This window comes from Streptomyces sp. NPDC111744 (genome assembly GCF_055634995.1).
In genome coordinates this window covers 110376-134738 of record NZ_JBVKCG010000013.1, presented here as the reverse complement: position 1 = coordinate 134738, position 24363 = coordinate 110376, and the positions used below count along the sequence as shown (strand labels likewise).

The 24363-nt window shown below is 71.5% G+C and carries 22 protein-coding genes and 1 pseudogene; 12 read left to right on the top strand and 11 right to left on the bottom strand.

Translation table 11 applies throughout. The annotated features are described in order from the left end of the window. The first annotated feature begins 213 nt into the window (after nucleotides 1-213). The gene (asnB, locus tag ACZ7OO_RS27015) at nucleotides 214-2052 is read left to right on the top strand and encodes an asparagine synthase (glutamine-hydrolyzing) (protein WP_471508487.1); all 1839 of its coding nucleotides are present in this window, start codon (nucleotides 214-216) and stop codon (nucleotides 2050-2052) included. 142 nt (nucleotides 2053-2194) lie between these two features. Here the strand turns inward: asnB and ACZ7OO_RS27010 are convergent, their stop codons facing one another. Further along, nucleotides 2195-3805, bottom strand: a complete 1611-nt coding sequence (locus ACZ7OO_RS27010; RefSeq protein ID WP_471508485.1) for an alpha/beta hydrolase — start codon at nucleotides 3803-3805, stop codon at nucleotides 2195-2197. 278 nt (nucleotides 3806-4083) lie between these two features. Between ACZ7OO_RS27010 and ACZ7OO_RS27005 the strand changes: the two genes are divergently transcribed. Then, a complete protein-coding gene (locus ACZ7OO_RS27005; RefSeq protein ID WP_471508483.1) occupies nucleotides 4084-4740 on the top strand; it encodes a chaplin in 657 nt (218 codons plus the stop codon). A 253-nt stretch (nucleotides 4741-4993) separates the two neighbouring features. Then, nucleotides 4994-5848, top strand: coding sequence for a GNAT family N-acetyltransferase (locus ACZ7OO_RS27000; RefSeq protein ID WP_471508481.1), 855 nt, complete (start codon nucleotides 4994-4996; stop codon nucleotides 5846-5848). Here the strand turns inward: ACZ7OO_RS27000 and ACZ7OO_RS26995 are convergent. Then, entirely contained in the window at nucleotides 5800-6087 is a 288-nt protein-coding gene (locus tag ACZ7OO_RS26995) for a hypothetical protein (RefSeq protein ID WP_471508479.1), read from the bottom strand. The genes ACZ7OO_RS27000 and ACZ7OO_RS26995 overlap by 49 nt on opposite strands. Before the next feature lie 14 nt (nucleotides 6088-6101). Further along, nucleotides 6102-6371: a hypothetical protein gene (locus ACZ7OO_RS26990; RefSeq protein WP_471508477.1), complete on the bottom strand. Its 270-nt coding sequence runs from the start codon at nucleotides 6369-6371 to the stop codon at nucleotides 6102-6104. Nucleotides 6372-6377: 6 nt separating this feature from the next. Here ACZ7OO_RS26990 and ACZ7OO_RS26985 point away from each other — a divergent pair, with 6 nt between their 5' ends. Together ACZ7OO_RS26985 and ACZ7OO_RS26980 are read left to right on the top strand one after the other, a co-directional pair. Then, entirely contained in the window at nucleotides 6378-6731 is a 354-nt protein-coding gene (locus ACZ7OO_RS26985) for a MerR family transcriptional regulator (protein ID WP_471508475.1), read from the top strand. Nucleotides 6732-6772: 41 nt separating this feature from the next. Beyond that, nucleotides 6773-7549, top strand: a complete 777-nt coding sequence (locus ACZ7OO_RS26980; RefSeq protein ID WP_471508473.1) for a GNAT family N-acetyltransferase — start codon at nucleotides 6773-6775, stop codon at nucleotides 7547-7549. 48 nt (nucleotides 7550-7597) lie between these two features. On the opposite strand, the gene ACZ7OO_RS26975 is transcribed toward ACZ7OO_RS26980, so the two are convergent. After that, nucleotides 7598-7861, bottom strand: a complete 264-nt coding sequence (locus ACZ7OO_RS26975) for a GlsB/YeaQ/YmgE family stress response membrane protein (protein WP_471508471.1) — start codon at nucleotides 7859-7861, stop codon at nucleotides 7598-7600. A gap of 217 nt (nucleotides 7862-8078) precedes the next feature. On the opposite strand from ACZ7OO_RS26975, the gene ACZ7OO_RS26970 reads away from it, so the two are divergent. Further along, entirely contained in the window at nucleotides 8079-9521 is a 1443-nt protein-coding gene (locus tag ACZ7OO_RS26970; RefSeq protein WP_471508469.1) for a hydrolase, read from the top strand. Here the strand turns inward: ACZ7OO_RS26970 and ACZ7OO_RS26965 are convergent. Then, nucleotides 9508-12255: a glycoside hydrolase family 2 protein gene (locus ACZ7OO_RS26965; protein ID WP_471508468.1), complete on the bottom strand. Its 2748-nt coding sequence runs from the start codon at nucleotides 12253-12255 to the stop codon at nucleotides 9508-9510. The two genes, ACZ7OO_RS26970 and ACZ7OO_RS26965, sit on opposite strands and share 14 nt — an antisense overlap. Nucleotides 12256-12367: 112 nt before the next feature. Next, nucleotides 12368-13555, bottom strand: coding sequence for an ROK family protein (locus tag ACZ7OO_RS26960; protein WP_471508466.1), 1188 nt, complete (start codon nucleotides 13553-13555; stop codon nucleotides 12368-12370). A 139-nt stretch (nucleotides 13556-13694) separates the two neighbouring features. Between ACZ7OO_RS26960 and ACZ7OO_RS26955 the strand changes: the two genes are divergently transcribed. From ACZ7OO_RS26955 to ACZ7OO_RS26945, 3 genes are all read left to right on the top strand, one after another. Beyond that, nucleotides 13695-15164, top strand: a complete 1470-nt coding sequence (locus ACZ7OO_RS26955) for an APC family permease (protein WP_471508464.1) — start codon at nucleotides 13695-13697, stop codon at nucleotides 15162-15164. A 62-nt stretch (nucleotides 15165-15226) separates the two neighbouring features. Continuing rightward, a complete protein-coding gene (locus ACZ7OO_RS26950) occupies nucleotides 15227-15739 on the top strand; it encodes a GNAT family N-acetyltransferase (protein WP_471508462.1) in 513 nt (170 codons plus the stop codon). Between the two features lie 82 nt (nucleotides 15740-15821). Further along, the gene (locus tag ACZ7OO_RS26945) at nucleotides 15822-16589 is read left to right on the top strand and encodes an ArsR/SmtB family transcription factor (protein WP_471508460.1); all 768 of its coding nucleotides are present in this window, start codon (nucleotides 15822-15824) and stop codon (nucleotides 16587-16589) included. A 72-nt stretch (nucleotides 16590-16661) separates the two neighbouring features. Here the strand turns inward: ACZ7OO_RS26945 and ACZ7OO_RS26940 are convergent, their stop codons facing one another. Further along, nucleotides 16662-17102: an SPW repeat protein gene (locus ACZ7OO_RS26940; protein WP_471508458.1), complete on the bottom strand. Its 441-nt coding sequence runs from the start codon at nucleotides 17100-17102 to the stop codon at nucleotides 16662-16664. Between the two features lie 144 nt (nucleotides 17103-17246). After that, nucleotides 17247-17837 carry a sigma-70 family RNA polymerase sigma factor gene (locus tag ACZ7OO_RS26935; protein ID WP_471508456.1) on the bottom strand — a complete coding sequence of 197 codons (591 nt, stop codon included), beginning with the start codon at nucleotides 17835-17837 and terminating at the stop codon, nucleotides 17247-17249. A gap of 176 nt (nucleotides 17838-18013) precedes the next feature. On the opposite strand from ACZ7OO_RS26935, the gene ACZ7OO_RS26930 reads away from it, so the two are divergent. Continuing rightward, complete coding sequence (locus tag ACZ7OO_RS26930; protein ID WP_471508454.1) at nucleotides 18014-19033, top strand: MerR family transcriptional regulator; 1020 nt, start codon at nucleotides 18014-18016, stop codon at nucleotides 19031-19033. A gap of 107 nt (nucleotides 19034-19140) precedes the next feature. Here ACZ7OO_RS26930 and ACZ7OO_RS26925 read toward each other — a convergent pair. From ACZ7OO_RS26925 to ACZ7OO_RS26915, 3 genes and pseudogenes are all read right to left on the bottom strand, one after another. Continuing rightward, nucleotides 19141-19699 (bottom strand): annotated as a pseudogene (locus ACZ7OO_RS26925) (cryptochrome/photolyase family protein); the annotation flags it as partial. Beyond that, complete coding sequence (locus ACZ7OO_RS26920; RefSeq protein WP_471508452.1) at nucleotides 19584-20957, bottom strand: cryptochrome/photolyase family protein; 1374 nt, start codon at nucleotides 20955-20957, stop codon at nucleotides 19584-19586. The pseudogene ACZ7OO_RS26925 and the gene ACZ7OO_RS26920, both read right to left, overlap by 116 nt. Nucleotides 20958-21031: 74 nt before the next feature. After that, a complete protein-coding gene (locus tag ACZ7OO_RS26915; RefSeq protein ID WP_471508451.1) occupies nucleotides 21032-22561 on the bottom strand; it encodes an SDR family oxidoreductase in 1530 nt (509 codons plus the stop codon). A 231-nt stretch (nucleotides 22562-22792) separates the two neighbouring features. Here ACZ7OO_RS26915 and ACZ7OO_RS26910 point away from each other — a divergent pair, with 231 nt between their 5' ends. Both ACZ7OO_RS26910 and ACZ7OO_RS26905 read left to right on the top strand, forming a co-directional pair. Further along, a complete protein-coding gene (locus tag ACZ7OO_RS26910; protein WP_351707570.1) occupies nucleotides 22793-22960 on the top strand; it encodes a hypothetical protein in 168 nt (55 codons plus the stop codon). A gap of 161 nt (nucleotides 22961-23121) precedes the next feature. Beyond that, complete coding sequence (locus ACZ7OO_RS26905; protein WP_471508449.1) at nucleotides 23122-24207, top strand: S-(hydroxymethyl)mycothiol dehydrogenase; 1086 nt, start codon at nucleotides 23122-23124, stop codon at nucleotides 24205-24207. The last annotated feature ends 156 nt before the right edge of the window (nucleotides 24208-24363 follow it).

Genomic DNA, 24363 nt, shown 5'->3' with positions numbered 1-24363 from the left:
GAGGCCGGATCGCGGGCCTCGCGCGGGCAAAGCACGGCCGAAAGCGGAGGCCGAGGCGGCCGTTCGTGTTACAGCCAGGTTGACCGTGCCGGGTCCCGGGCGCACGCTCGTTATGTAGGTGCTGAATACAAGTGGTTCGCTCGGGCAATCGCCTCCGTCGTGGAGCCGCAGGTGGCGCGGGCTGTCCGGCAGACCGGCAGCAGGAGGTAACGCATGTGTGGCATCACCGGCTGGGTCTCCTTCGACCGTGACCTCACCACCGAGAAGCGCGCATTGGATGCAATGACGGAGACCATGGCCTGCCGCGGCCCCGACGACCGGGGTACCTGGAGCGAGGGTCCCGCCGCCCTGGGCCACCGTCGGCTCGCGATCATCGACCTGCCCGGCGGCCGCCAGCCCATGACCGTCCGTACCCCGGACGGCACCGTCGCGATGGTCTACTCCGGCGAGGCCTACAACTTCACCGAACTGCGCCGCGAACTCGCCGCCCGCGGCCACGAGTTCACCACCGACTCCGACACCGAGGTCGTGCTCCGCGGCTATGTGGAGTGGGGCGACACCGTCGCCGAGCGGCTGAACGGCATGTACGCCTTCGCCGTCTGGGACGGCCGCCACGACAAGCTCGTGATGATCCGCGACCGCATGGGCATCAAGCCGTTCTACATGTACCCGACCCCGGACGGCGTCCTGTTCGGCTCGGAACCGAAGGCGATCCTGGCGAACCCGCTGGTCCGCCCCCGGGTCGGCCTCGACGGACTGCGCGAGCTGTTCACCATGGTCAAGACCCCCGGGCACGCGGTGTGGGAGGGCATGCGCGAGGTGGAACCCGGCACCGTCGTCACCGTCGACCGCCACGGACTGCGCACCCGGGCGTACTGGCGGCTGGAGACCCGCCCGCACTCCGACGACCGTGACACCACCGTCGCCACCGTCCGCGAGCTCCTCGACGACATCGTGCGCCGCCAGCTGGTCGCCGACGTGCCCCGCTGCACCCTGCTCTCCGGCGGCCTCGACTCCTCGGCCATGACGGCCCTGGCCGCCCGGCAACTCGCCGCGCGGGGCGAGAAGGTCCGCAGCTTCTCCGTCGACTTCGTCGGCCAGGCCGACAACTTCGTCGCCGACGAACTGCGCGGCACCCCCGACACACCCTTCGTGCACGACGTGGCCAGGCTCGCCCGCACCGACCACCAGGACATCGTCCTGGACGTGAACAGCCTCGCCGACCCAGCCGTCCGCGAGCGGGTGATCCGGGCCCGCGACCTGCCCGCCGGGTTCGGGGACATGGACGCCTCCCTACTGCTGCTCTTCCGGGCCGTCCGCGACCAGTCCACCGTCGCGCTGTCCGGGGAGTCCGCCGACGAGGTGTTCGGTGGCTACCTGCAGTTCTTCGACGAGGAAGCACGCACCGCCGACACCTTCCCCTGGCTGTACATGTCCGGCCGGCACTTCGGCGACGACACCGACGTCCTGCGCACCGACCTCACCAAGTCCCTCGACCTGGAGTCGTACATCGCCGACGGCTACCGCTCCGCCGTCACCGGCGTACAGCGCCTCGACGGCGAGAGCGACTTCGAGTTCCGGATGCGCCGGATGAGCTATCTCCACCTCACCCGTTTCGTGCGCATGCTGCTCGACCGCAAGGACCGGATGAGCATGGCCGTCGGCCTGGAGGTCCGGGTGCCGTTCTGCGACCACCGGCTGGTCGAGTACGTCTACAACGCGCCCTGGGCCCTGAAGTCCTTCGACGGCCGCGAGAAGACCCTGCTCCGGGAGGCCACCCGGGACGTCCTCCCGCAGTCCGTGTACGACCGGGTCAAGAGCCCCTACCCCTCCACCCAGGACCCGGAGTACGGCCGGGCCCTCCAGGAGCAGGTCAAGGAGCTGCTGACCCGGCCCGACCACCGGGTCTTCGACCTCGTCGACCGCGAGAAGGCGGAGCGGGCGGCCCACCGGACCGGGCTGGGCAGCCAGGTCGCCCGGCGCGGCCTGGAACGCACCCTCGACCTGGCCCACTGGCTCGACCTCTACGCCCCCGAAATCACTCTCGCCTAAAGGCCGCCCGGCGGGTCATGCCGCCGACGCGGGGTGTGGCACGCACCCGTGCCGCGTTGTCGTCACACCACACTCCGCTCACCGGCGTACATAAGGCACCGCTCGTTTCCTGCGACTTGATCCGCCGGACAGGACCTGAGCCTCAGCCCGACGAGTCGGCGGTGGCGCCGCGGCTGTCGCCGTCCGCCGGGCAGGAGCTGCCGTCGGCCGGCAGCGTGCCGTACAGCAGGAAGTCGTCGACCTTGCCGTGCACGCACTTGGAGGACGTGTACCCGGTGTGGCCGTCGTCCCTGTTGTCCAGCACCACGGCCGACGGCCCGAGCCGCTTCGCCGTCTCGATCGCCCAGCGGTACGGCGTCGCCGGGTCGCCGCGCGTGCCCACCAGCAGCATCGGGGCGGACGATACGTTCTTCACCTTGTCGCGGATGAAGTCCGTGCCGCGCGGCCGGCCGTAGCACAGCAGCACCTGGGTGAGCCGGAACCGGCCGAAGACCGGCGACGCCTGCTGGTACTCCTTGGAGAGCCGGTCGACATCCTGGGTGAGCTGCCGGGCGCTCGGCCGGTCGGGATCGTCGGCGCAGCTGATCGCCATCAGGGCGGCCGACAGGTTGTCCACGGGGATGTCGCCGCCGTCCACGAGCCCTATGCCACGGCGCTGCCCGACGGGGAGGGCGTAGCCGCCGGAGGCGACGTTCTGCACCCCCCGGGTGTCACCGTCCTCGATCAGGGAGGCCAGCGCCCGCTCCAGCAGCGGCCACAGCTCCTTGCTGTACAGCCCCTGCCCGATGGCGCCCACCAGGTCCTGACCGGAGAAGGGGCCGCCGAAGTCGGACGGGACCGGGTTCTCGTCGAGCGAGCGCACCAGCTCCACGACCGCGTCCCCCGCCTTGCGCCGGTCCTGCCCGAACGGGCACCCGAGGTCGGTGACGCACCAGTCGAGGAAGTCGTCCAGCGCCGTCTGCTGTCCCTGGGCGCCCGCCACCCCCTGCTCGGCCAGTGACTCGGTCAGTGTGTCCACGCCGTCCAGGGCCATCCGGCCCACCTTGTGCGGGAACTGCGCCGCGTACACCGCGCCGAGCTTGGTGCCGTAGGAGAAGCCCAGGTAGTTCAGTTTCTTGTCGCCGAGCGCCTGGCGGATGACGTCCAGGTCCCGGGAGGCGTTCACCGTGCCTATGTGGGACAGCACGGGCCCGGAGTTCTCGGTGCACCGGACCGTCAGCTGCTTGAGCATCTTCATCAGGGCCTGGGGATGGGCGATGTCGGGGGGCTTGTCGGAGCTCGCGTCGTCCGAGGACTCGTCCAGGCCGTCGCCGCAGCTGACAGGGGAGGAGCGGCCGACCCCGCGCGGATCGAAGCCGACCACGTCATAGCCGTTGGTCAGGCTCATGAAGTCCTTGCCGCCGAGCCCGAGCCCGCTCACGCCCGAGCCGCCGGGGCCGCCGAAGTTCAGCAGCACCGAGCCCCGGGACTTCCCGGTCGCCCGGTAACGGGACAGCGCCAGGTCGATGGTGCCCTTGGCCGGGTTCGCGTAGTCGAGCGGCACGGTCACCTTGGCGCACTGCATGTCCTTGGGCAGCTCCACGTCCTTGCACGCCGTCCAGCGGGCCTTCTGCCGGTAGAAACGGGTCAGGTCCGGCTCCTTGCCGCTCGCCCCGGCGGTCGCGGGCAGCCCCGCGCCGAGCAGGGCCAGCGCGACGGCTCCGGCGCCGGCGCAGCGTCGCACGGCGGGCCGGGTACGGGGCATGGCCGGCATCGAGGGCCTCCAGGACGCTCCGTGGCGGACCGGAAACGGGGCTTTCGATCACCATAAGCGGGCGCCGGTGAGCACGCCTCCCGGCGAGCCGGCCCGAGCGGGGTGCCGTATTCTGCCGCGATCACCGGCTTCAGGCCCATTACACGATTTTGCCACGAGTTCGATATCAGTGCCGCTCGATGGGGTGAAATGTCGATCGGCCATAACTCACATGGTGCGTTCACGGTTTAACCGGTGCGGGCGAGCGCCCGCATCAATTTCTGGAAGGCAGGGAACCTATGAAACGGGTTACCCGAAACGGTGTGATCGCCGTCGCCGCCGCCTCCGGTGCGATGGCCGTGGCGGTTCCGTGCTGGGCCGACTCCGGCGCGGACGGCACCGCGGCCGGTTCGCCCGGGGTGATCTCCGGTAATGGCATCCAGTTGCCGGTACATGTCCCGGTGAACGTGTGCGGGAACACCGTGGACGTGGTGGGGCTCCTGAACCCGGCGGCCGGCAACACCTGCGCGAACGAGGGCGGCGACGCAGGCAAAGGCGCGCCCGGCGGCTCGGCCACGACCGGCGGCGCGTCCGCGCAGGGCACCGAGGCCGACTCGCCCGGGGTGATCTCCGGCAACGGCATCCAGCTGCCGGTCCACCTCCCGGTCAACGTCAGCGGCAACAGCGTGAACGTGGTCGGTGCACTCAATCCGGTCACCGGCAACACCTCGGTGAACACCTCCGGCGACCACCCGAACACCCCGGAGCCGCCCGCCCCCACACCGATCAAGACCCACCCCGGCCCCAGGACGCACCCCGCCCCGCCGCCGGCCGCGGTGACCACGCTCGCCCACACCGGGACGGACCTCACGGGCCCGGCCGTCGCGGGCAGTGCGGCGCTGCTGCTCACCGGGACCGTGCTGCGCCGGCGCTTCGGGCCGGGCCGCACGCGCTGACCGTCCGGCACGCAACCGGGTCGGCGCGCCGAGAAACGTGCCTGCAGGCCCCACCGGACCCCGACCGGTGGGGCCTGCGCCGTGCACCGGTCCCGGTGCGCCGACTCGGCCAACAAGCGCACCGAAGTGGCTTGTTGCGCATGGCGACGGCTTGATCCCGGCGTGGTGCGACGCCCGGTGATCGGGAAGGATGCTGCGGACGTGGCGCCGGTCGCCGCCCCCGTCCGAACCAGCCGCTGAATGGAGCGCATCGATGACATCTCCGGCCCCCCAGGACCTCGTCGTCACCCAGGCCACGCCCGACGACTGGCCGGTGGTCCGCGGCTGGGCAGCGGACGAGGGCTGGAATCCGGGGCTGTCGGACGTGCCCGCCTTCTTCGCCCAGGATCCCGAAGGGTTCTTCATCGGCCGCATCGACGGCGAACCGGTGTCGGCCGTCTCCGTCGTCAACTACAGCGCCGACTACGCCTTCCTGGGCTGGTACCTGGTCCGCCCCGACCTGCGCGGCCACGGCCACGGCCTCGCCACCTGGAAGACCGCACTGGCCCACGCCGGCACCCGCACAGTCGGCCTCGACGGCGTGGTGGCCCAGCAGGACAACTACCGCCAGTCGGGCTTCGAACTGGCATACCGCACCGCCCGGTTCGTGGGTTCCGCCCCGGCCGCCGAGATCCCCGAGGGCGTCCGCCCGGCGCGCGCCGCCGACCTGCCGGCCGTCACGGCGTACGACAGCGCCTGCTGCCCGGCCGACCGGCCGCGGTTCGTGGCCGCCTGGCTGACAGGCACTGGCCACCGGGCCTTCGTACGCCGTGACGGCGACCGACTCACCGGCTACGGCGTGATCCGCCCCGGCCAGGACTGCCTGCGCATCGGCCCCCTGTTCGCCGACACCGCCGAGGACGCCCGCGCCCTGTTCACCGCCCTCGTCGCCGAGGCGGCCGGCCGCCAGGTCGCCGTCGACGTGCCCGAGACCAGCGCGGCGGGCGTCGCCCTCGCCGAAGGGGCCGGATTCACGCCCTCCTTCGAGACCGCCCGCATGTACACGGGCCCGGTCCGCGACTACGCCCTGGAGCGGGTCTTCGGGGTGACGACGCTCGAACTCGGCTGAGCGGACGAGCGGTCGCGTCGCCTGCCGTACCGGCCGGCGGGGAACGCGTTCCGCCGTCCCAGCACGACGACCGCGAGCGCGGCCGACACCAGCGGCAGCGCGGTCCAGGGCAGCGCTGCCGCGCCCAGCCGGTCCAGGGCGAGGCCGCCGACCAGGGAACCTGCGGCGATGCCGGTGTTGTAGACGGTGGTCTGCAGCGAGGTCGCCACCTCGGCGTCGGCGGGTCCCGAGGCGTCCACCAGCGCCGTCCGGATCAGGGTCGGTGCCCGCCGAAGGCCACACCCCACAGGGCGACGGCGCCCACGAGCACCGCGGGCGTGCCGGCGTACCGGCCGAGCACCAGCAGCACGGAGGCGAACAGCGCCAGCGCGGTGAGCACCGTCGCCCGCGGATGCCGGTCGACCAGGAGGCCCGTGACCCAGATCCCGGCGACGGTGGCCGTGCCGAACACCGCCAGCAGCAGGCCCGTACGCCCTTGGCCGAACCCGGCATGCCGCGCGAACGGCACGAGGTACGTGTACATCACCTGGTGTCCGAGCAGCAGGAACAGCGGCTGCTGCGCTACTACGAGGAACAGGACCTGCTCCACCCCGACCGCGCCGACAACGGCTACCGGTTCTACGGCGAGGCCGCCGTCCAGGACGTCCAGCGGATCCGCGGCCTGCTCGACTCCGGGCTGACCACGGAGATGATCCGCGCGATCCTCCCGTATCTCTCCGACCCCGACCAGATCCATCCGCCCCGGGAGTGCGTGACCCCGGAGACGGCGGCGCTGCTCAGCGGGCACATCGAGCGCATCCAGGCCCGCATCGACTGCCTGGCCCGCAACCGGGACCGGCTCGCCGCGTACCTGGCGGCCGTGCGGCCGCGCGGGACCGGGTAATTGCGTTGCCGCCGGGGGCGCGTGGATGGTGGAGTGCTCTGATGGATCATCAAGCGGTGCTCGCTCTGTACGACCGTGACATGCGAGAGGGCGCCCGGCCCGACGGTCCCGGCGCGCGTATCGAACGCGTGGGCTCCGTAGTACGCCAGGTGGCGGACGGTGAGGGATGGAACGGCGTTGTCTGGTCGGCCCTGGACGGGGCGACCGCGGATCGTGCGATCGCCGAGCAGATCGACCGTTTCCGGGGGCTGGGCCGCGACTTCGAGTGGAAGCTGTACGGCCACGACCTCCCGCCGGACCTGGGCACGCGCCTTGTCGAGGCCGGATTCCGGCCCGAGCCGGAGGAGACGCTGATGATCGCCGAGGGTGCCGGACTGACCGTCGACGCCGGACTTCCGGACGGCGTGCGGGTGGTGACCGTCACGGACGCGGTGGGCGTCGAGCTCGTGGTGGACGTCCACGAGAAGGCGTTCGGCACCGACGGTTCGCGGCTGCGGCACTGGTTGCTTGCGCGGCTCGCCGAGCAGCCCGACACCGTGGTCGCGGTCGTCGCCCTGGCGGGGGACGAGCCGGTGAGTGCCGCTCGTATGGAGTTGGTGCCGGGGACGCGATTCGCCGGGTTGTGGGGCGGCGGCACGGTGGAGGGGTGGCGGGGGCGCGGTGTCTATCGCGCCCTCGTCGCCCATCGGGCCCGTGCCGCCGCGACTCACGGTTATCGGTATCTGCAGGTGGACGCCTCTGCGATGAGCAGGCCGATCCTCGAGCGACTGGGTTTCCACGCGCTGAGCACGACCACGCCGTACATCTACGCGATGTGAGCGGCGCTTCCCAGCTGTCGGCGCGCTTCGGCCACCAGACCGCTCCCGCTACCGGCGCACCCTGGTCCGGTCCAGCGCCGCGATGCCCAGCGCCGCCAGTGCGATCTGGATGAACCACTCGATCCAGTCCGGCCCCTTGGTGTCCGCCACGCCGAAGCCGGCCGCGATCGCCGACCCCAGCAGCGCCGCCACGATGCCGACGACGATCGTCAACAGAATGCCGATGTGCTGGCGGCCGGGGACGACCAGGCGCCCCAGCACACCGATGATGATACCGATGATGATGGCACTGATGATGCCCGAGATCTCCATGTCCGCCCCTCTTCGTCTGAACTCCGCTGGAATCCAATCTGCCCGCTCAATCCGCCGGCAGTCCCGTCCGGTTGTTACAGCGGTTTTCTGTTCACCGACCCGACATGCCATGTACCTTTCAACGAGTCGACGCGTGTAGAAATCTCAAACGAGTTCTACGCGCGCAGAGTTGGCGCCCGCACCGCCTCTACCCCACCCCCTCACGGAGGTTCGCCGGATGCTTGGATCCAGCAGATCCCGCCATAGAATCACCACCGCCCTGGCCGGGTTCGCCCTGCTCGTCACGGGAGCCGCCCTCCAGGTCGGCACCGCGGCCGCCCCCGCCCACGCGGCCACCACCTACCGCGTCCTGTTCGACGACGGCCACGCCGAGGAGGCCGGCAACGCGGACTGGATCATCTCCACCAGCAAGCCCGACCCGCTCTCCCAGAACTCCTCCCCGTCCTCGGAGACGGACTGGACCGGCGCCCTCTCGTCATGGGGCGTCGCTCTCCAGAAGACCGGCAGCTACAGCCTCAAGACCGCCACCAGCGCCCTGACGTACGGCGGTTCGTCGACCACCGACCTGTCGAACTTCGACGCGCTGGTGCTGCCCGAGCCGAACACGCTGTTCACGACCGCCGAGAAGACGGCGATCATGAACTTCGTGAAGAACGGCGGCGGTCTGTTCATGATCTCCGACCACACCGGCGCCGACCGCAACAACGACGGCTACGACGCGGTCGAGATCTTCAACGACCTGATGACGAACAACAGCGTCGACTCGACCGACCCGTTCGGCCTCTCGGTCGACACGCTCGACGTCAGCTCCGGCTACCCGGCCGCGATCAGCGACAGCACCGACCCCGTGCTGCACGGCTCGTTCGGCACCGTCACCAAGAGCCTGATCGCCGACGGTACGACCGCCACCCTTAAGCCCTCCGACAACTCCAGCGTCAAGGGCCTCCTCTACCGCAGCGGTTACTCCGGCAACACCGGAGCCTTCGTCGCCACCAGCACCTTCGGCAGCGGGCGGGTCGCCTTCTGGGGCGACTCCTCGCCCATCGACGACGGCACCGGCCAGTCCGGCAACACGCTGTACGACGGCTGGAACGACAGCGGCGCCACCAACGCGGCCCTTGCCCTGAACGCCACCGCCTGGCTCGCCGGGAACGGCAGCAGCAGCGGCGGAGGCGGAGGCGGTGGCGGTGGCGGTGGTGGCGGCACCTGCACCGCCACCCAGCTGCTCGGCAACCCCGGCTTCGAGTCCGGAAACACCACCTGGACCGCCAGCAGCGGGGTCATCACCAACTCCACCAGCGAGGCCGCCCGCACCGGCTCCTACAAGGCCTGGCTCGACGGCTACGGATCGGCCCACACCGACACGCTGTCCCAGTCGGTGACCATCCCGTCCGGCTGCTCCGCGACCCTGAGCTTCTATCTGCACGTGGACACCGCGGAGACCACCACCAGCACCGCCTACGACAAGCTGACGGTGACCGCCGGATCCACCACCCTGGCCACGTACTCCAACCTCAACGCGGCCTCCGGATACGTCCTGAAGAGCTTTGACGTCTCCTCCCTGGCCGGCACGACGGCCACGATCAAGTTCAGCGGCGTCGAGGGGTCGACCCTCCAGACGTCCTTCGTCATCGACGACACCGCGCTCAACGTGAGCTGAGCTGGGCGGACGGTTCCGGCAGCCCCGCCGGAACCGTCCGCTCCACCGCGTTCCAGCCGGAGACCCGCACCCGGGGCTGCGAGCCGTGCAGGTCGGCGATGCGGTAGGTGGCCGTCAGGGTCGCCGACTCGCCCGGCCACAGACTGACCTCGTTGTCCGACCAGCGCACCGGCAGCACCGGCCTGCCGTTCGCGTCGACCAAGTGGACGTCCGTCAGCAGGGATGGGGTCCTGTCCGTGCCCGTGTTGCGGACCGTCACCGTGGTGGTCGCCATGCCGTCCGCGGCCGTGGTCGACGCCGTGGCCGTGACCGGCACCTGGGCCATCGACGTCAGCCCCTTCAGGTCCGCGTAGCTCGTCGTCGGCGTGTAATACCAGTCCGTGCCCGCCCAGTCCAGGGCGTCCGGCTTGGTGGAGAGCCAGTAGACGTTGCGGCTCACCTCCTTACCCGTCGCGTCGGTCAGGACCAGCCGCGCCAGGTACGTGGACGACAGTCCGCTCACCGACGCCGGCAGGGTGAGCGCGGTGGTGTGCCCACCGTCGCCCCTGACCGAGACATCGGTGACGCTCTGGTCGTACTTCTGGGTGCCGTCCGGGTTGAAGAGCGTCGCCCGCGCGGTGAGCCGGGACGCCGAGGTGTGCCGGTTGTTCACCACGGCCACGGAGCGGTCGTCGTACGAGTACTGGATGTGCAGGGGCTCGTTGGCCTTCTTCGCGCCGAAGTAGGCGCCGCCCTGGTCGAGGTAACGGTCCATCAGCTGCCAGTGCAGGGACGTCCAGCCGCTGTTGAACATCCAGTAGACGACCCCGGTGGACGGCTTCGAGGAGTCGGTCTGGTTGCGTCCGTACGCCTCGTACTGGGCGCGGACGTTCTCGTACTGGGCGAGCTGCGCCTTGCGTACGTAGTCGGTGAGGCTCTTCGGGGCGCCGTAGCGGCCGGTGAGAGCCTCGTCGTAGATCTTGAGGGTGCCGAAGACCGGGGACGGGGAGCGGTGGTACTGCTTGAGGTCCGGGTTCTTCCAGAGGGTGTCCAGCTCGGCCGGGGTCATCATGCGGCGCAGGGTGTCGAGGGTGGGGATGTCCGGGCCCGCGCTGGTCTCGGAATTGAAGCCGGTGGCGCCCCCCTCACGTTTGGCGTACCAGTAGTTCGGCGGGATCCAGTCGTAGGGGCCGGTCATCTTCATGCCCGAACTGCCCAGCTGCGGAGTGGAGTTGTCGGAGGCGGCGGAGACCACGGGGGTGGCCCAGTCGGCCGCCTTCAGGGCGTCCAGGTAGGTCTTCTCGATCTTCGCGTCGGGTGCGAAGTCGCTGCCGATCAGGAAGGAGACGACGCTCGGATGGTCCCGCAGCCGGGCGGCCTCGGCGCTCATGGAGGCCTGGGCCACCGGGTAGTCGGCGGCCGTCCACTTCTCGCCGCGCTCGCCGTCGCCGTTGACCTGGCCCTCCCACTTGTCGCAGCACTCCCAGCCGGGCAGCGTGAGGATGCCGTACCGGTCGGCGATGTCGAAGAACTCGTCGGGCTCGATATGGCCTTCCAGACGGATGGCGTTGAGTCCGAGGTCGAGCGCGTACTTCAGGCGGTCCTCGACATAGGTCCGGTCCCAGCGCAGGAACTCGTCCGGTGACCAGCCGCCGCCCTTGATCAGCAGCCTGCGGCCGTTGATCGAGTACTGGCGGGCGCCGTCGGAGTTCAGCGGTGCCTGGACGTCACGGATGCCGAAGCTCTCGTGCGCGGTGTCCGACGCCGTGCCGGCGACGGAGGCGGTGAGATCGAGGTCGTAGAGCGGCTGGCCGCCCATGCCGGCCGGCCACCACACCTTCGGGGACGTGAGGTGCAGGTCCGGGACGTCGGCGGGGGTGAAGGTCACGGTCTTGGTCTGGTGGGCTGCGAGGGCGACAGACCGGGTGACGGCCACTCCGGCGACCGTGCCGGAGACCTCGGCCGTGACCGGCGTGTCGGAGTCGTTGCGGGCCTGTGCCCTCACCGTCAGGTCGGCCGTCGCCAGGGACGGCACCGCGAGCTTGGTCACCACGTGCGCGTCGCGCAGCGCCACCGGGCCGCCGCGCCGGACCAGGACGTCACGGACGATGCCCATGTTCTGGTCGGGGGGCGGCTGGAGCCAGTCGATCCAGCCCATGGTGAGGTTCTTGTCCGGGTCGTTGGGCTGGATACGGAAGGCGACCGTGTTCGTCCCGGACCCGACCAGCGAGGTGACGTCCAGCTCATGGTGGGTGTAAGCGCCGGTCACGTCGGTGGTCGTCGCGACCCGGTGGCCGTTGACGTACACGTCCGCCGCCGAGATCACCCCGCTGAAGTCCAGATAGGTGCGCTGCGAGGTGTCCGTCACGGTGAAGTCGCTGCGGTACCACCAGGGCACCTGGAAGGGCGACTTGGGGATCTTCTGCAGATTGGTGGAGACGAACGGGTCGGGGTACGCACCGTCGGCCAGGAGCGCGGCCAGCACCGTGGAGCGGGCGCCCGCCGGATACCAGCCCTTGGCCGGGTAGCCGGGGGAGGAGACCGCCGACGCCGAGTCGCTCACGTCGGCCGTCGACCGGATCGCGTAGCCGGACAGCGGGGTCTGCGACCCGGCGGTGGACGGCACACGGGTGATCCGGGTGTGCCCGTGGGCCGGGTCGCGGGCCCCGGCCCAGGCGCTCGTGTTGAGTGAACAGAGCAGGCCCAGGGCCACGGCGGCCGTGGCGAGGCGGTGTCCGGGGCGGCGAGGGAACACGGTGGTCTCCAGGCTCGTAAAGTTAGGAAACTTTACTAACTCGGCTCAAGCTAGGGTCCTGAGAGGGCCGTGTCAATCACCATGGCGCCCGCGCGAGTTGGCGGCGCCGGATTCAGGACGTGGCCGACCTGCGCTCGAAGACCAGGTCACGGGCGGTCCCCAGGGCCGTGGCCACCGCGCCGAGCAGCACCGCGTCCTCGCCGAGCCGGCTGGGCGCGAGCTTCGGGCGCAGCGGGGTGAGCGTGCGCAGATGGTCCCGGACCGGGCGCAGCAGCAGGTCGACGCTGTGGCCTACCCCGCCGCCCAGCACCACCAGGTCGGGATCGAGTACGGCCGCGGCCGCCGCCACCGTGTGCGCGATCCGCTCGCCCTCGAGCCGTACCGCCTCGACGGCGGCGGGGTCCCCCTGGCGGGCCGCGTCGAACACGGCCTTCGCGGTGAGCTGCCCGGTCATCCCGAACCGGCGCGCCGCCTCGACCACGGCCACCCCCGACACCGCGTCCTCCAGCCGCTCGGATTTGCGCTGCTGCCCGGGCCACGGCAGGAAGCCGATCTCCCCGGCGAGCCCGTGCGCCCCTGTGAACAGCCGCCCCTCGCTGACGACGCCCATCCCCAGACCGGTGCCGATCATGATGTACGCGAACAGCCGGCTGCCCGCCCCGACGCCGTACGTGTACTCGCCCAGCGCCGCGAGATTGGCGTCGTTGTGCACCTCCAGCGGGATGCCCAGCTCGTCGTGCATCCGGTCGAACAGTCCCGCGCGCCCCCAGCCCGGCAGATGCATCGCGTACCGCACCCGCCGCTGCCGCTCGTCGTAGACGCCGGGCGTGCCCACCACTCCGTGCACCACCTCGGCCGGATCCACCCCCGAGTTGGCTACGACCTGCCGTGCGGTGGTGACCACCAGGTCGGCCATGGCGCCCGAACCACGGGCCCGGTTGCGCACGTCGGAGCGGGCGACCAGGGTGCCGTCCAGGTCGGCGACCGCCACCCGCAGCCAGCCGCGGCCCACGTCGACGCCGAGCGCGTACCCGGCCGCCGGGTCGGGCGCGTACAGCACGGCCGTGCGGCCGCGCTCCGGGGCGTGGGTGCCGACCTCGTGGACCAGGGCCGCCGACTCCAGTGCCGCGAGCGCGCTGGAGACCGTCGGCTTCGACAGCCCGGTCTCACGGGCGAGTTGGGCACGGGAGGCGGAACCGAGCAGGCGCAGCCGGTCCAGCAGCAGCCGCTCGTTGGTGCTGCGCAGTCGCTGCCGGCTCCAGGGCTGTTCCTGCTGCTCTACGACGTCGCTGGCGGCCATCACACCATTCTCACCGATTCCCGACGCATACTTGACGCATCTAGTAAGGCTCCTTAACTTTATCGGCCATCCCGCCGAATCGGCCGCTGCCCGTCGTCCGCGTCCCGCCTCTTCCCCAGCGCCTCGCTCAGGAGCCCCCATGTCCGGTAGTCCCGGTAGTCCCCTCGGTCCTGGTAGTCCGCCGTCCGAAGGCGGTTTCGTCCGGCGCGTCGGCCAGTTCCAGGCCACCGCCATCAACATGAGCCAGATGTGCGGCATCGGCCCGTTCGTGACCATCCCGCTGATGGTGGGTGCGTTCGGCGGCCCGCAGGCGGTGATCGGCTTCGTGGCAGGCGCCGTGCTCGCGCTCTGCGACGGCCTCGTCTGGGCCGAGCTCGGCGCCGCGATGCCCGGCTCCGGCGGCAGTTACGTCTATCTGCGCCAGGCCTTCCAGTACCGCACCGGACGCCTGATGCCGTTCCTCTTCGTCTGGACGGCGATGCTCTTCATCCCGCTGATCATGTCCACGGGCGTGGTCGGTTTCGTCCAGTACCTGGGCTATCTCTCCCCCGGCCTCGGCCAGACCTCGGGCGACCTGACCGGGCTCGGCATCATCGCCCTGGTGGTGCTCCTGCTCTGGCGGGGCATCGAGCACATCGCCCGGATCACCGCCGTCATGTGGACGGTGATGATCGCCTCGGTGCTGCTGGTGATCGTCGCCGCGGCCTCCGACTTCAGCCCGCACCTCGCTTTCACCTACCCGGCGCACGCCTTCGACCTGACCAGCGACCACTTCTGGCTCGGCTTCGCCGCGGGCCTGACCATCGGCATCTACGACTACCTCGGCTACAACACCACCGCCTACATGGGCGCCGAGATCAAGGACCCGGGCCGCATCCTGCCGCGCTCCATCCTCTTCTCGATCGTCGGCATCATGGCGATCTACCTGCTGCTGCAGATCGGCACGCTCGGCGTCATCGACTGGCACCGCATGACGAACCCGGACGACATCGCCTCGACCTCGGTCGCCTCGGCTGTCCTGGAGAAGACCTGGGGCAAGGGCGCCGCCGACACGGTGACCGTCCTGATCCTGATCACGGCGTTCGCCTCGGTCTTCACCGGCCTGCTCGGCGGCTCCCGGGTGCCGTACGACGCGGCCCGGGACCGGGTCTTCTTCCGCCCCTACGAGAAGCTCCACCCCAAGCACCGCTTCCCGATGCTGGGCCTTGCCACCATGGGCGTGATCACCGCCGTCGGCTTCCTGATCGGCCGCCACACCGACCTGGCCACGCTGATCCAGCTGCTCACCACCGTGATGGTGATCGTGCAGGCGCTCGCCCAGATCGTGGCGCTCACGGTGCTGCGCCGCCGCCAGCCGGCACTGAAACGGCCGTACCGCATGTGGCTCTACCCCGTGCCGAGCATCATCGCCTTCGCCGGCTGGTGCGTGATCTACGGCTACGCCGACAAAAACTCCCCGGGCCGCCACCCCGTCGAGTGGTCCCTGGCCTGGCTCGCCCTCGGCTGTGTGGCGTTCCTGATCTGGGCGCGCCTGGAGAAGGTGTGGCCGTTCGGACGCAAGGAGGTCAGCGAGGAGTATCTGGCGCCCGAGAGCCCGGTCGCGGTGTAGTCTCCGGAACACACGTCAGCCTCACCCGGCGCCATCAACTCCCGTCGGGTGAGGCTTTTTTCATGTCCGACACCACAGAAACCGACGTCGTCGTCCGCCCGGCATCCATCGAGGACCGCCCTGCCGTCGAACGGCTGTGGCTGATGTTCCGCCACGATCTGTCCGAGTTCCGCCGGCTGCTGCCCAACCCCGACGGCACGTTCCGTAGCGAGCGCGTCGAGGACGCCTTCTCCTCGCCCGACTGGGCGCCCTATCTGTTCGTGCGGGGCGAGCATCCGGTCGGCTTCGCCTTCGTCCGGGGGCTGGGCGGACCCCTGCGGGTGCTCAACAGCTTCTTCGTGGCCCGAGGCGCACGCCGGACGGGCGTCGGGCTGCGTGCCGTGCGCGAGGTCCTCACCCGGCATCCGGGCAGCTGGGAGATCGCGTTCCAGTACGAGAACCCCGGCGCCGTCGCCTTCTGGCGGCGGGTCGCGGCCGATCTCGCGGGCGACTCGTGGACGGAGGAACCCCGCCCGGTCCCGGGTCGGCCGGAGCTGTCGCCGGACGTGTGGATCTCGTTCGATCTGGGGGTATGAGTGCGCGCCGCCCACCGCCGACGTTGACATGCAGGTAGTTGCCTGCATAACGTTGAGTGTGCGATCAGGGGACGGCAGCGGAATGGACCAGGTCTTCAGGGCGCTGGCCGACGACACGCGCAGACGGTTGCTCGACCGGCTGCACGAGCAGAACGGGCAGACGCTGGGCGAGCTGTGCGAGCGCATCGCGATGACCCGGCAGTCGGTGACCGGGCACCTGGCCGTCCTGGAGGCCGCGAACCTGATCAGCACGGTGCGGCGGGGGCGGGAGAAGCTGCACTACCTCAACCCCGTGCCGCTCCACGAGATCCAGGAGCGGTGGATCGACAAGTTCGAGCGCCCGCGGCTGCGCGCGCTCGGCGACCTGAAGCGGCGAGCCGAGGAAGCCATGAGCGACAAGCCCAGCTATGTCTACGTCACCTACATCGCCAGCACCCCCGAGAAGGTCTGGGACGCCCTCACGGACGCCGACCTGACCGCCGTCTACTGGGGGCACTCCAACGTCTCCGACTGGCGGCCCGGCTCCCGCTGGGAGCATGTGCGCACCGACGGCTCCGGCATCGCCGACGTGGTCGGCACCGTCGTCGAGAGCGAGCGCCCGACCCGGCTGGTCACCAGCTGGGCCGCGCCGGAGCACGAAGGGGAGCCGGACCGGCACTCCCGGGTCACCTTCGACATCCAGCGGCACGCCGACATCGTCCGGCTCACCGTCACCCACGAGGACCTGGACGGCGAGGACGAGCTGCGCGCCGTCTCGGCCGGCTGGCCCGCCGTACTCTCCAACCTGAAGTCCCTCATCGAGACCGGCAGCCCGCTCCCGCAGGAGCCCTGGCTGGTACCCGGCCGATGACCCGCGGCGGGGCCGGTCCGCCGTCACCGGACCGACCCCGCAGCCTCCCTTCAAAGGGGGAGCTCGGTGTGGCTACGCCATAGGCGTCCGCCGGGCCGTCGAAGCGGCACACATCAGCCCGAGGCAGAAGGCCAGTGCGCCGATGACGACGTTGTTGATGATGACGCCCGTGTCCGGACTGCGGCCGACCACCCAGGGCGCGATGATCATCCAGAGGCCCATGGCGCACATGGCCCAGCTGAGGCCGTACATGCGCTCCGGAGCCCGGGTGAACCCCAGCGCCAGCAGGCCTATCGCTATGCCGATGATCAGGTTGTGGGTCATCAGTGCCGGCTGGCTGGCCGTGTAGTGGAGGATCCACGGGGACGCCGCGCAGTACAGACCGAGCAGGAACACCGGTCCGTCCACGAGGGCCACATCACGACCGCCGAGCATGCGGTCGTAGCGCTCCCGCATCTCTCCGACATCGGGGTGGCTCGTTATGTCGCTTCTGCCGTGCGAGACGTTGGCCATGAGTCGTCTCCTTTGACTGTGCAGGCCTGACTGCGGCTGATGCGTGCGATATAAGCAGCTATCACACATTCTGCCCTTATTTCGCTTTTATGTGTAGGGCTGGGGTGCGGGTACCGGCGTGGGCGGGGTGTGGTGGCATGGGGCTCAGCCGCCCGCCTCCTGCTGGAGACGGCCGTGCAGCCGGTGCAGGCCACGGCGGGCGTGACTTTTGACCGTGCCCAGCGGCCAGCCGGTGCGTTCCGCGATCTGGGTGTGGGTGAGGTCCTCGTAGAAGGCCAGCCTGAGCACCCGCTGCTGAGGGGCGGGCAGCTTGGCCAGCTCGTGCAGGACGATGACCCGGTCGAGGGCCGCGTCGGGCTGCCGGGCCGCGGGATCGGCCAGGGCCAGCGACGAGCCGGCCGACGCGATCAGGGCGAGCCGACGGGTCCGGGCGGTCAGCGCGTCGGAGATCTTCCGCCTGGTGATCCCCGTGATCCAGCCGCCGAACGAGCCGCGCTCCGGACGGAAACCCCGGCGCCCGCGCCACACCCCGAGGAACACCTGCTGGGTGACGTCCTCCGCCTCCCTGGCGTCGCCCAGGGAGCGCCAGGCCAGCGTGTGCACCAGGGCCGACCAGCGGTGATAGGCCGCCGCCAGGCAGTCCTCGTCACCCGCCACGAGCCCGCGCGCGAGCTCCTCGTCGGTGCGGGACTCCGCCGTCGGCGCCGGCGGGACGGCACTGTGCTGCGGGCTCATGACGGCGGCTCCTCACGTCGCGCGACGACCCTGCGGGGGGACACTCGGCCCGGCCGGGCGGCTGCCGGAAGGGCGGACTCGGGACTGCCGCCGACGCGGGCCCAGGCACCGCCATCGTCCGAGGCGCCGAACCCGGCCATCAACTCGCATCGTTTCTGCGTCGTATAGTCGCTGCCATGATCCGGCCATCCCCGCACGGCGAGGCGCAGGACCGGCCCGGACGGTCCGGGAAGGCGGTGGACGTGCCCCTGACGACCGGCGCACTGGCCCGTCGGCTGGGGGTGTCGCCCACCACGCTCCGCTCCTGGGACCGCCGCTACGGCATCGGGCCCGCGGTCCGCGCCGACGGACGGCACCGCCGCTGGTCCCCGCACGATGTGGCCGTGCTCGAGGAGATGTGCCGGCTGACCTCGTCGGGGGTGCCGCCGGCCGAGGCGGCCCGGGCCGCCAGGGAGACGGCCGAGGCACCGCCGGGAACGGTCGGGGCGACGGTGCGGCCACCGGACCGCAGCCCTTCGCACGCGGCCGGCGCGCTGCCGCTCGGCGACGTGCGCCAGGAGTGCCGGGGGCTGGCCCGTGCGGCGGTACGGCTGGACGCCCCGGCCGTCGAGGAACTGCTGACCGCCGCCGTGGAGCAGTACGGCATCACCGTCGCCTGGCACGAGGTGATGGTGCCGACCCTGCACGCCGTCGGACGCAAGTGGGCCTCGTCCGGAGACCGTTACGTCGAGGTCGAGCACCTGCTGTCCTGGCATGTCTCCACCGCCCTGCGCCGCCGCACCCCGCCGCCCGACCGGCAGGGCGCCGGACCCGTCGTCCTGGCCTGCGTGCCCGGCGAGCAGCACACCCTGCCGATCGAGGCGCTCAACGCCGGACTGGGAGAACTGCGCCTGCCCACCCGCATGTTCGGCGCCGCCGTCCCGGCGGAGGCGCTCGCGGCGGCGGTGCGCCGGCTGGGCCCGTCGGCCGTGGTGCTGTGGGCGCAGGCACGCTCCACGGCCAGCCTGCCGCTGGCCCGGCATGTCGCCGACACCGAGTGGGGGGTGAAGGGCGCACGCCGCCGTCCCCTGGTCGTGCTGGGCGGACCCGGCTGGTCCGGTTCCCCGGCCCGCGGGATGCTCCGGCCGCCGAGCCTGCAGCACGCCCTCGACATCCTCGCCGCGTACCGGGAGGGACCGTCCGGCGAACCGGCCTGACGGTCGGTCCCGGGGGAGGGCCGGGCAGCGGCCGCCGCATCCGGGGTACACGGTGAACGGGAAGTCGTTCCCGTACGCGTGCGCCGTCGCGCACGGCCGACGCCGCCCGGGGCGTCGCCGTTCACGAAGATTCCGTGGCCGCGCCGTACCCAGCGGTAGAAGTCCTCCTGGCGCAGCCGCTGCCCGCCGTGGCCGTCCGCCCGGGCGCGGAAGGCCTTGTGCGGGACCAGGAATCCGCGCCCGGGCCGGACCGTGACGCCGGGCAGTGCTCCGGTCGGCCGGCCGACCCGACCCCGGCGGCCGACAGCAGCCGCAGGGCGGCCCGCGCGGTGGGGTGATGGACCGTCACAGAGCTGTCAGCGAAGGCCCGCCGGAGTCCCTCGCGGTAGGTCTCGGCCCGCACGTACCGCACCCGGTCGCCGAGTTCGGCCGCGCGAGATGGGCCTTGGCCCGGTGGAAGTGCCGGTGCCGGAAGTCCGACCTGGCCTCGATGACCACGACCTTGCGCGCCGGGGGTCGGGGCCGCCGGGCCGTGCGCGGGGGCCTTCCCTCATTCGCGGGCGCGGGCCCGCTTGAAGCGGGCGAGGCCTTCGGAGAGCTCGACCACCTGGTCCGGGTAGCCGTCGAGACCGGCCCGGTCCGGGCCCCGCAGCTTCCAGGGCTCATGCACCGCCGGGCCGTCGACCGCGGCGAGTTCGGGAACCCAGCGGCGGACGTACGCCCCGTCGGGGTCGTAGCGCTTGGCCTGGGTCACGGGGTTGAGGACGCGGTTGGGGCGGGTGTCGGTGCCGGTGCCCGCCATCCACTGCCAGTTGAGCTGGTTGTTGGCGACGTCACCGTCGACCAGGAGGTCCAGGAAGTGGCGGGCGCCCACGCGCCAGTCGACGTACAGGGTCTTGGCGAGGAAACTCGCGGCCAGCAGACGGCCGCGGTTGTGCATCCAGCCCTCGTGGCGCAGCTGGCGCATCGCCGCGTCGATCACCGGGTATCCGGTGCGTCCCTGCTTCCAGGCCGCGATGTCCTCGCGCGCGGCGTACTCGGAGCGCCAGCGGTCGCGTTTGGTCCGGTAGTCGGCGGTGGCGGCCGCGGGCCGGGCGGCGAGCACCTGGCGGTGGAAGTCACGCCAGGCGATCTGCCGTACGAAGGCCTCGGCGCCGGGCCCGCCCACCGTGCGTGCCCGGTGGACCAGTTCCACGGGGGAGACCGTCCCGAAGTGCAGATGGGGCGAGAGCCGGGAGGTGGCGTCGCCCGCCAGGTCGTCGTGCCGGTCCTCGTACGCGCCGATCCCGTCGCGCAACCAGGCCGACATGCGCCTGCGGCCCGCGGTCTCCCCGCCGGCCGCCAGGCCCTCGGAGACTCCGGAGAGGTCCGCGGGGGAGGGCAGGTCCTCGGAGCCGACCCCGTCCGGGACCCGCACGGTGCGCGGCGCGGTCAGCGCGTCCCGAAGCCGCACTCCGGACCACTGGCGGAAGTACGGGGTGAAGACGGCGAAGTGGTCCGAGGAGGCCGGGGTGAGGTCGCCGGGGGTCACGGCGGTGGTCACGGTGTCGTGCACGTGCAGCCGCCGCCCCTCCGGCTCCAGCGCCCGGCGCAGCCGCCCCTCCCGCAGCTGGGCGTAGGCGCTGACGTCGCCGGCCAGGTGGACCTCGTCGGCGTCCGTCTCGGCGGCCACCTTGCACACCTCCTCGACGACGTCGCCGGAGCGCACCACCAGCCGCCCGCCCCGCTTGCGCAGACCGCCGTCGAGGTCCCGCAGGCAGTCGGCGAGGAAGGCCATCCGGTTGGGCACGGCGAACCCGGCGTCCATGACACCCGTGTCGAGTACGAACAACGGGACCACCTCGCGGGCCTCGGCGGCCGCCCGCAGCGGCGGATGGTCGTGCAGACGCAGGTCGGCGGTGAACAGGACGACCGAGACGTTCATGGTGCTTCTCCGGATTCGAATGGCGGGCGGCCGGTGAGGTACTTCCGGCCCGGGCGGCCCTGCGGATGCGGCCGTCACCCGCGGGGCGTGAATTCCCTCGCCGGAGTGATCGGGGTGCGGGCCGCGGCCAGCGCGATGTTGCGGGCCATGCCGCCGAACACGACCGCGTGGAAGGGGGAGACACTCCACCAGTAGGCGTGGCCGAGCAGCCCGTGCGGATGGAACAGGGCGCGCTGGCGGTAGCGGGTGCGGCCCCCGGGATCCGTGTCGGCGTACATCTCCAGCCAGGCGAGACCCGGCAGCCGCATCTCGGCGCGCAGGCGCAGCAGACGGCCGGGCTCGATCTCCTCCACCCGCCAGAAGTCCACCGAGTCGCCGACCCGCAGCCGCGCCGCGTCGCGCCGCCCCCGGCGCAGCCCCACCCCGCCCACCAGCCGGTCCAGGCCGCCCCGTACCGCCCAGGCCAGCGGGAAGGAGTACCAGCCGTGGTCCCCGCCGATCCCCTCGATCACCCGCCACAGGGCCTCCCGCGAGGCGTCCACGGTCAGCTCCCGTCGGTCCGTGTAGAGGCTGCCGCCCGCCCAGTCGGGGTCGGTGGGCAGCGGGTCGCTGGGCGCGCCCGGCACCGCCGCCGAGGACCAGCGGGTGGTCACCTGCGCGTCCTGGATGCGCTGCAGGGCCAGCCGTACCGCCTCGTCGAAGCCGAACGGATGGCCGGGAGGATCCGGAACGTACCGGGCGATGTCGTGCTCGTGGCAGACGACCTCGTGGCGCAGCGACTCGGTCAGCGGCCGGGCGATCGACGCGGGAACCGGGGTGACCAGCCCGACCCAGTGACTGGACAGGCCGGGGGTCAGCACCGGCACGGGGAGGATGAGCCGGCGGGGCAGTCCGGCGACCGCCGCGTACCCCGTCATCATGTCGCGGTAGGTCAGGACGTCCGGTCCGCCGACGTCGAAGGCCCGGCTGACGCCGGCCGGCATCCGGGCGCTGCCGACGAGATACCGCAGCACGTCGCGGACCGCCACCGGCTGGATGCGGGCGCGCACCCAGCTGGGGGTGACCATGACCGGCAGACGCTCCGTGAGGTAGCGCAACATCTCGAAGGAGACGGAGCCCGAACCGATGACGACCGCGGCCCGCAGCACGGTCGTGGGCACCCCGGAGTCCAGCAGGATCCGGCCCACCTCGGCCCGCGACCGCAGATGCGGCGACAGCTCGGACTCCGGCACGCCCGACGGCGTCAGACCGCCGAGGTAGACGACGCGCCGTACCCCCGCGGTCCGGGCCGCCTCGCCGAAGATCCGCGCCGCCCTCCGGTCCGTCGCCTCGAAGTCGTCGCCGCTGCCCAGCGCGTGCACCAGGTAGTAGGCCACGTCGACGCCCCGCATGGCCTCGGCGACGTCGGCGGCGTCCGTGACATCGCCCCGCACCACCTCTGCCTGCCCGGCCCACGGGTGGTCGCGCAGCTTGCCGGGGGAGCGCGCCAGACAGCGCACCCGATGGCCGTCGGCGAGCAGCTCCGGCACCAGCCTGCCGCCGATGTATCCGGTCGCCCCGGTCACCAGGCAACGCAGGCCGGGGGCGTGGTCGTCAGTGTTCATCAGCTCTGCGTCCTCCGCGTGGGCCCTCCTGGAGATCACTTCCCCGTGTGCCGCCGTCTCGGATGCGGCGGATTCCATGGTCTGCCCTTCGGCGACCACGGTCGACCGGGAGCGGCGGAGGGCGGACCCGGGGCCGGGGCCTTGGGCATGTCCGCGCCGATCACGGGCAGACGAACCGCAGGACAGAGGCCGGATCCGGCCGGAGGAAGGACGCTGGAGGTGTTTGCCGCCATGAGCGCGAAGGTGTTGGAACGTTTCCCCGCCGGAGCTCCGCGGGGATCGTGGCCGGCGGAGGAGTACGCGGCGGAGCGCCGCGCCGAGGGTGAGCCCGCGACGGTCGTGATGGATCTGCGGACGGACGCCTTCCTGGTCGTGGTACCGGGCCCGGACGACGACTGACGTCCTGGTCACCGGCCGGCTCACGATCGGCTCGGCGGTGAACTTCGCGATGCGGCGGTGTCCTTGACCGCCGCTGCGGGCTCCGCGATGCTGTGTTGCGATACGCGAGATGAGTGTCGCCATAGGCAACGTCTCGCCCCTCTGTCAGCCGAGGAGTGGCCATGTCGCAGCAGGTCCGTGCCGTCGTCGCGCGGAGGAAGGGCGCCCCCGTCGGCCTGGAGACGATCGTGGTGCCCGATCCCGGGCCGGGTGAGGCGCTGGTCAAGGTCGAGGCCTGCGGGGTCTGCCACACCGATCTGCACTACCGGGAGGGCGGGATCGGCGACGACTTCCCGTACCTGCTGGGACACGAGGCGGCGGGGGTCGTCGAGGCGGTCGGTGACGGGGTCACCGACGTGGCACCCGGCGACTTCGTCATCCTCAACTGGCGGGCCGTGTGCGGACAGTGCCGCGCCTGTCTGCGCGGGCGGCCGTGGTACTGCTTCAGCACGCACAACGCCAGGCAGAAGATGACGTTGACCGACCGAACGGAACTCTCCCCTGCCCTCGGGATCGGTGCCTTCGCCGAGAAGACGCTGGTGGCGGCCGGACAGTGCACCAAGGTCGACCGGGGCGCCTCCGCGGCGGCCGCCGGACTGCTCGGCTGCGGGGTGATGGCCGGCATCGGCGCCGCCCTCAACACCGGCGGCGTCGGACGCGGCGACAGCGTCGCCGTGATCGGCTGCGGCGGCGTGGGCGCCGCCGCGGTCCTCGGCTCGCACCTGGCCGGGGCGGCGAGGATCATCGCGGTGGACATCGACGACCGCAAGCTGGACACGGCGCGGAAACTCGGCGCCACCCATACGGTCAACTCCCAGGAGACCGACGCCATCGAAGCGGTGCGGGAGTTGACCGGCGGATTCGGCGCCGACGTCGTGATCGAGGCGGTGGGGCGGCCGGAGACCTACCGGCAGGCCTTCTACGCCCGTGACCTCGCCGGGACCGTCGTGCTGGTCGGCGTCCCCACCCCGGAGATGAAGCTGGAACTGCCGTTGCTGGACGTCTTCGGCCGGGGCGGGGCGCTCAAGTCGTCCTGGTACGGGGACTGTCTGCCCTCCCGTGACTTCCCGATGCTCATCGACCTCTGTCTTCAGGGCCGCATCGACCTGGACGCCTTCGTCACCGAGACCATCGCCCTGGACGAGGTCGAGAAGGCCTTCGAGCGGATGCGCCACGGTGACGTCCTGCGCTCGGTGGTGCTCCTGTGACGAGCCGGGAACGGGTCGACCGCGGTCTCTGACCGCACCCCCGCGACGACGCGGCCGGGGGGAAACACGGAGCCGCCCCCCCCACCAAACCCTCCCCCCCCCCCCACAATGCACATCCCTCCCCCCCCCCCACAAATACCCCTTCTCCTCCTTCCC

What these genes read in the sequence shown, in the direction of transcription:
- ACZ7OO_RS26955 (WP_471508464.1), top strand. Translation starts at nt 13,695, where the DNA reads ATGTCCGGTAGTCCCGGTAGTCCCCTCGGTCCTGGTAGTCCGCCGTCC.
- ACZ7OO_RS26990 (WP_471508477.1), bottom strand. Translation starts at nt 6,371, where the DNA reads ATGTACACGTACCTCGTGCCGTTCGCGCGGCATGCCGGGTTCGGCCAA.
- ACZ7OO_RS26940 (WP_471508458.1), bottom strand. Translation starts at nt 17,102, where the DNA reads ATGGCCAACGTCTCGCACGGCAGAAGCGACATAACGAGCCACCCCGAT.
- ACZ7OO_RS26935 (WP_471508456.1), bottom strand. Translation starts at nt 17,837, where the DNA reads ATGAGCCCGCAGCACAGTGCCGTCCCGCCGGCGCCGACGGCGGAGTCC.
- ACZ7OO_RS26970 (WP_471508469.1), top strand. Translation starts at nt 8,079, where the DNA reads ATGCTTGGATCCAGCAGATCCCGCCATAGAATCACCACCGCCCTGGCC.
- ACZ7OO_RS26980 (WP_471508473.1), top strand. Translation starts at nt 6,773, where the DNA reads ATGGATCATCAAGCGGTGCTCGCTCTGTACGACCGTGACATGCGAGAG.
- ACZ7OO_RS26945 (WP_471508460.1), top strand. Translation starts at nt 15,822, where the DNA reads ATGGACCAGGTCTTCAGGGCGCTGGCCGACGACACGCGCAGACGGTTG.
- ACZ7OO_RS26915 (WP_471508451.1), bottom strand. Translation starts at nt 22,561, where the DNA reads ATGAACACTGACGACCACGCCCCCGGCCTGCGTTGCCTGGTGACCGGG.
- ACZ7OO_RS26960 (WP_471508466.1), bottom strand. Translation starts at nt 13,555, where the DNA reads ATGGCCGCCAGCGACGTCGTAGAGCAGCAGGAACAGCCCTGGAGCCGG.
- ACZ7OO_RS26930 (WP_471508454.1), top strand. Translation starts at nt 18,014, where the DNA reads ATGATCCGGCCATCCCCGCACGGCGAGGCGCAGGACCGGCCCGGACGG.
- ACZ7OO_RS27005 (WP_471508483.1), top strand. Translation starts at nt 4,084, where the DNA reads ATGAAACGGGTTACCCGAAACGGTGTGATCGCCGTCGCCGCCGCCTCC.
- ACZ7OO_RS26975 (WP_471508471.1), bottom strand. Translation starts at nt 7,861, where the DNA reads ATGGAGATCTCGGGCATCATCAGTGCCATCATCATCGGTATCATCATC.
- asnB (WP_471508487.1), top strand. Translation starts at nt 214, where the DNA reads ATGTGTGGCATCACCGGCTGGGTCTCCTTCGACCGTGACCTCACCACC.
- ACZ7OO_RS26950 (WP_471508462.1), top strand. Translation starts at nt 15,227, where the DNA reads ATGTCCGACACCACAGAAACCGACGTCGTCGTCCGCCCGGCATCCATC.
- ACZ7OO_RS26920 (WP_471508452.1), bottom strand. Translation starts at nt 20,957, where the DNA reads ATGAACGTCTCGGTCGTCCTGTTCACCGCCGACCTGCGTCTGCACGAC.
- ACZ7OO_RS27000 (WP_471508481.1), top strand. Translation starts at nt 4,994, where the DNA reads ATGACATCTCCGGCCCCCCAGGACCTCGTCGTCACCCAGGCCACGCCC.
- ACZ7OO_RS26910 (WP_351707570.1), top strand. Translation starts at nt 22,793, where the DNA reads ATGAGCGCGAAGGTGTTGGAACGTTTCCCCGCCGGAGCTCCGCGGGGA.
- ACZ7OO_RS27010 (WP_471508485.1), bottom strand. Translation starts at nt 3,805, where the DNA reads ATGCCGGCCATGCCCCGTACCCGGCCCGCCGTGCGACGCTGCGCCGGC.
- ACZ7OO_RS26905 (WP_471508449.1), top strand. Translation starts at nt 23,122, where the DNA reads ATGTCGCAGCAGGTCCGTGCCGTCGTCGCGCGGAGGAAGGGCGCCCCC.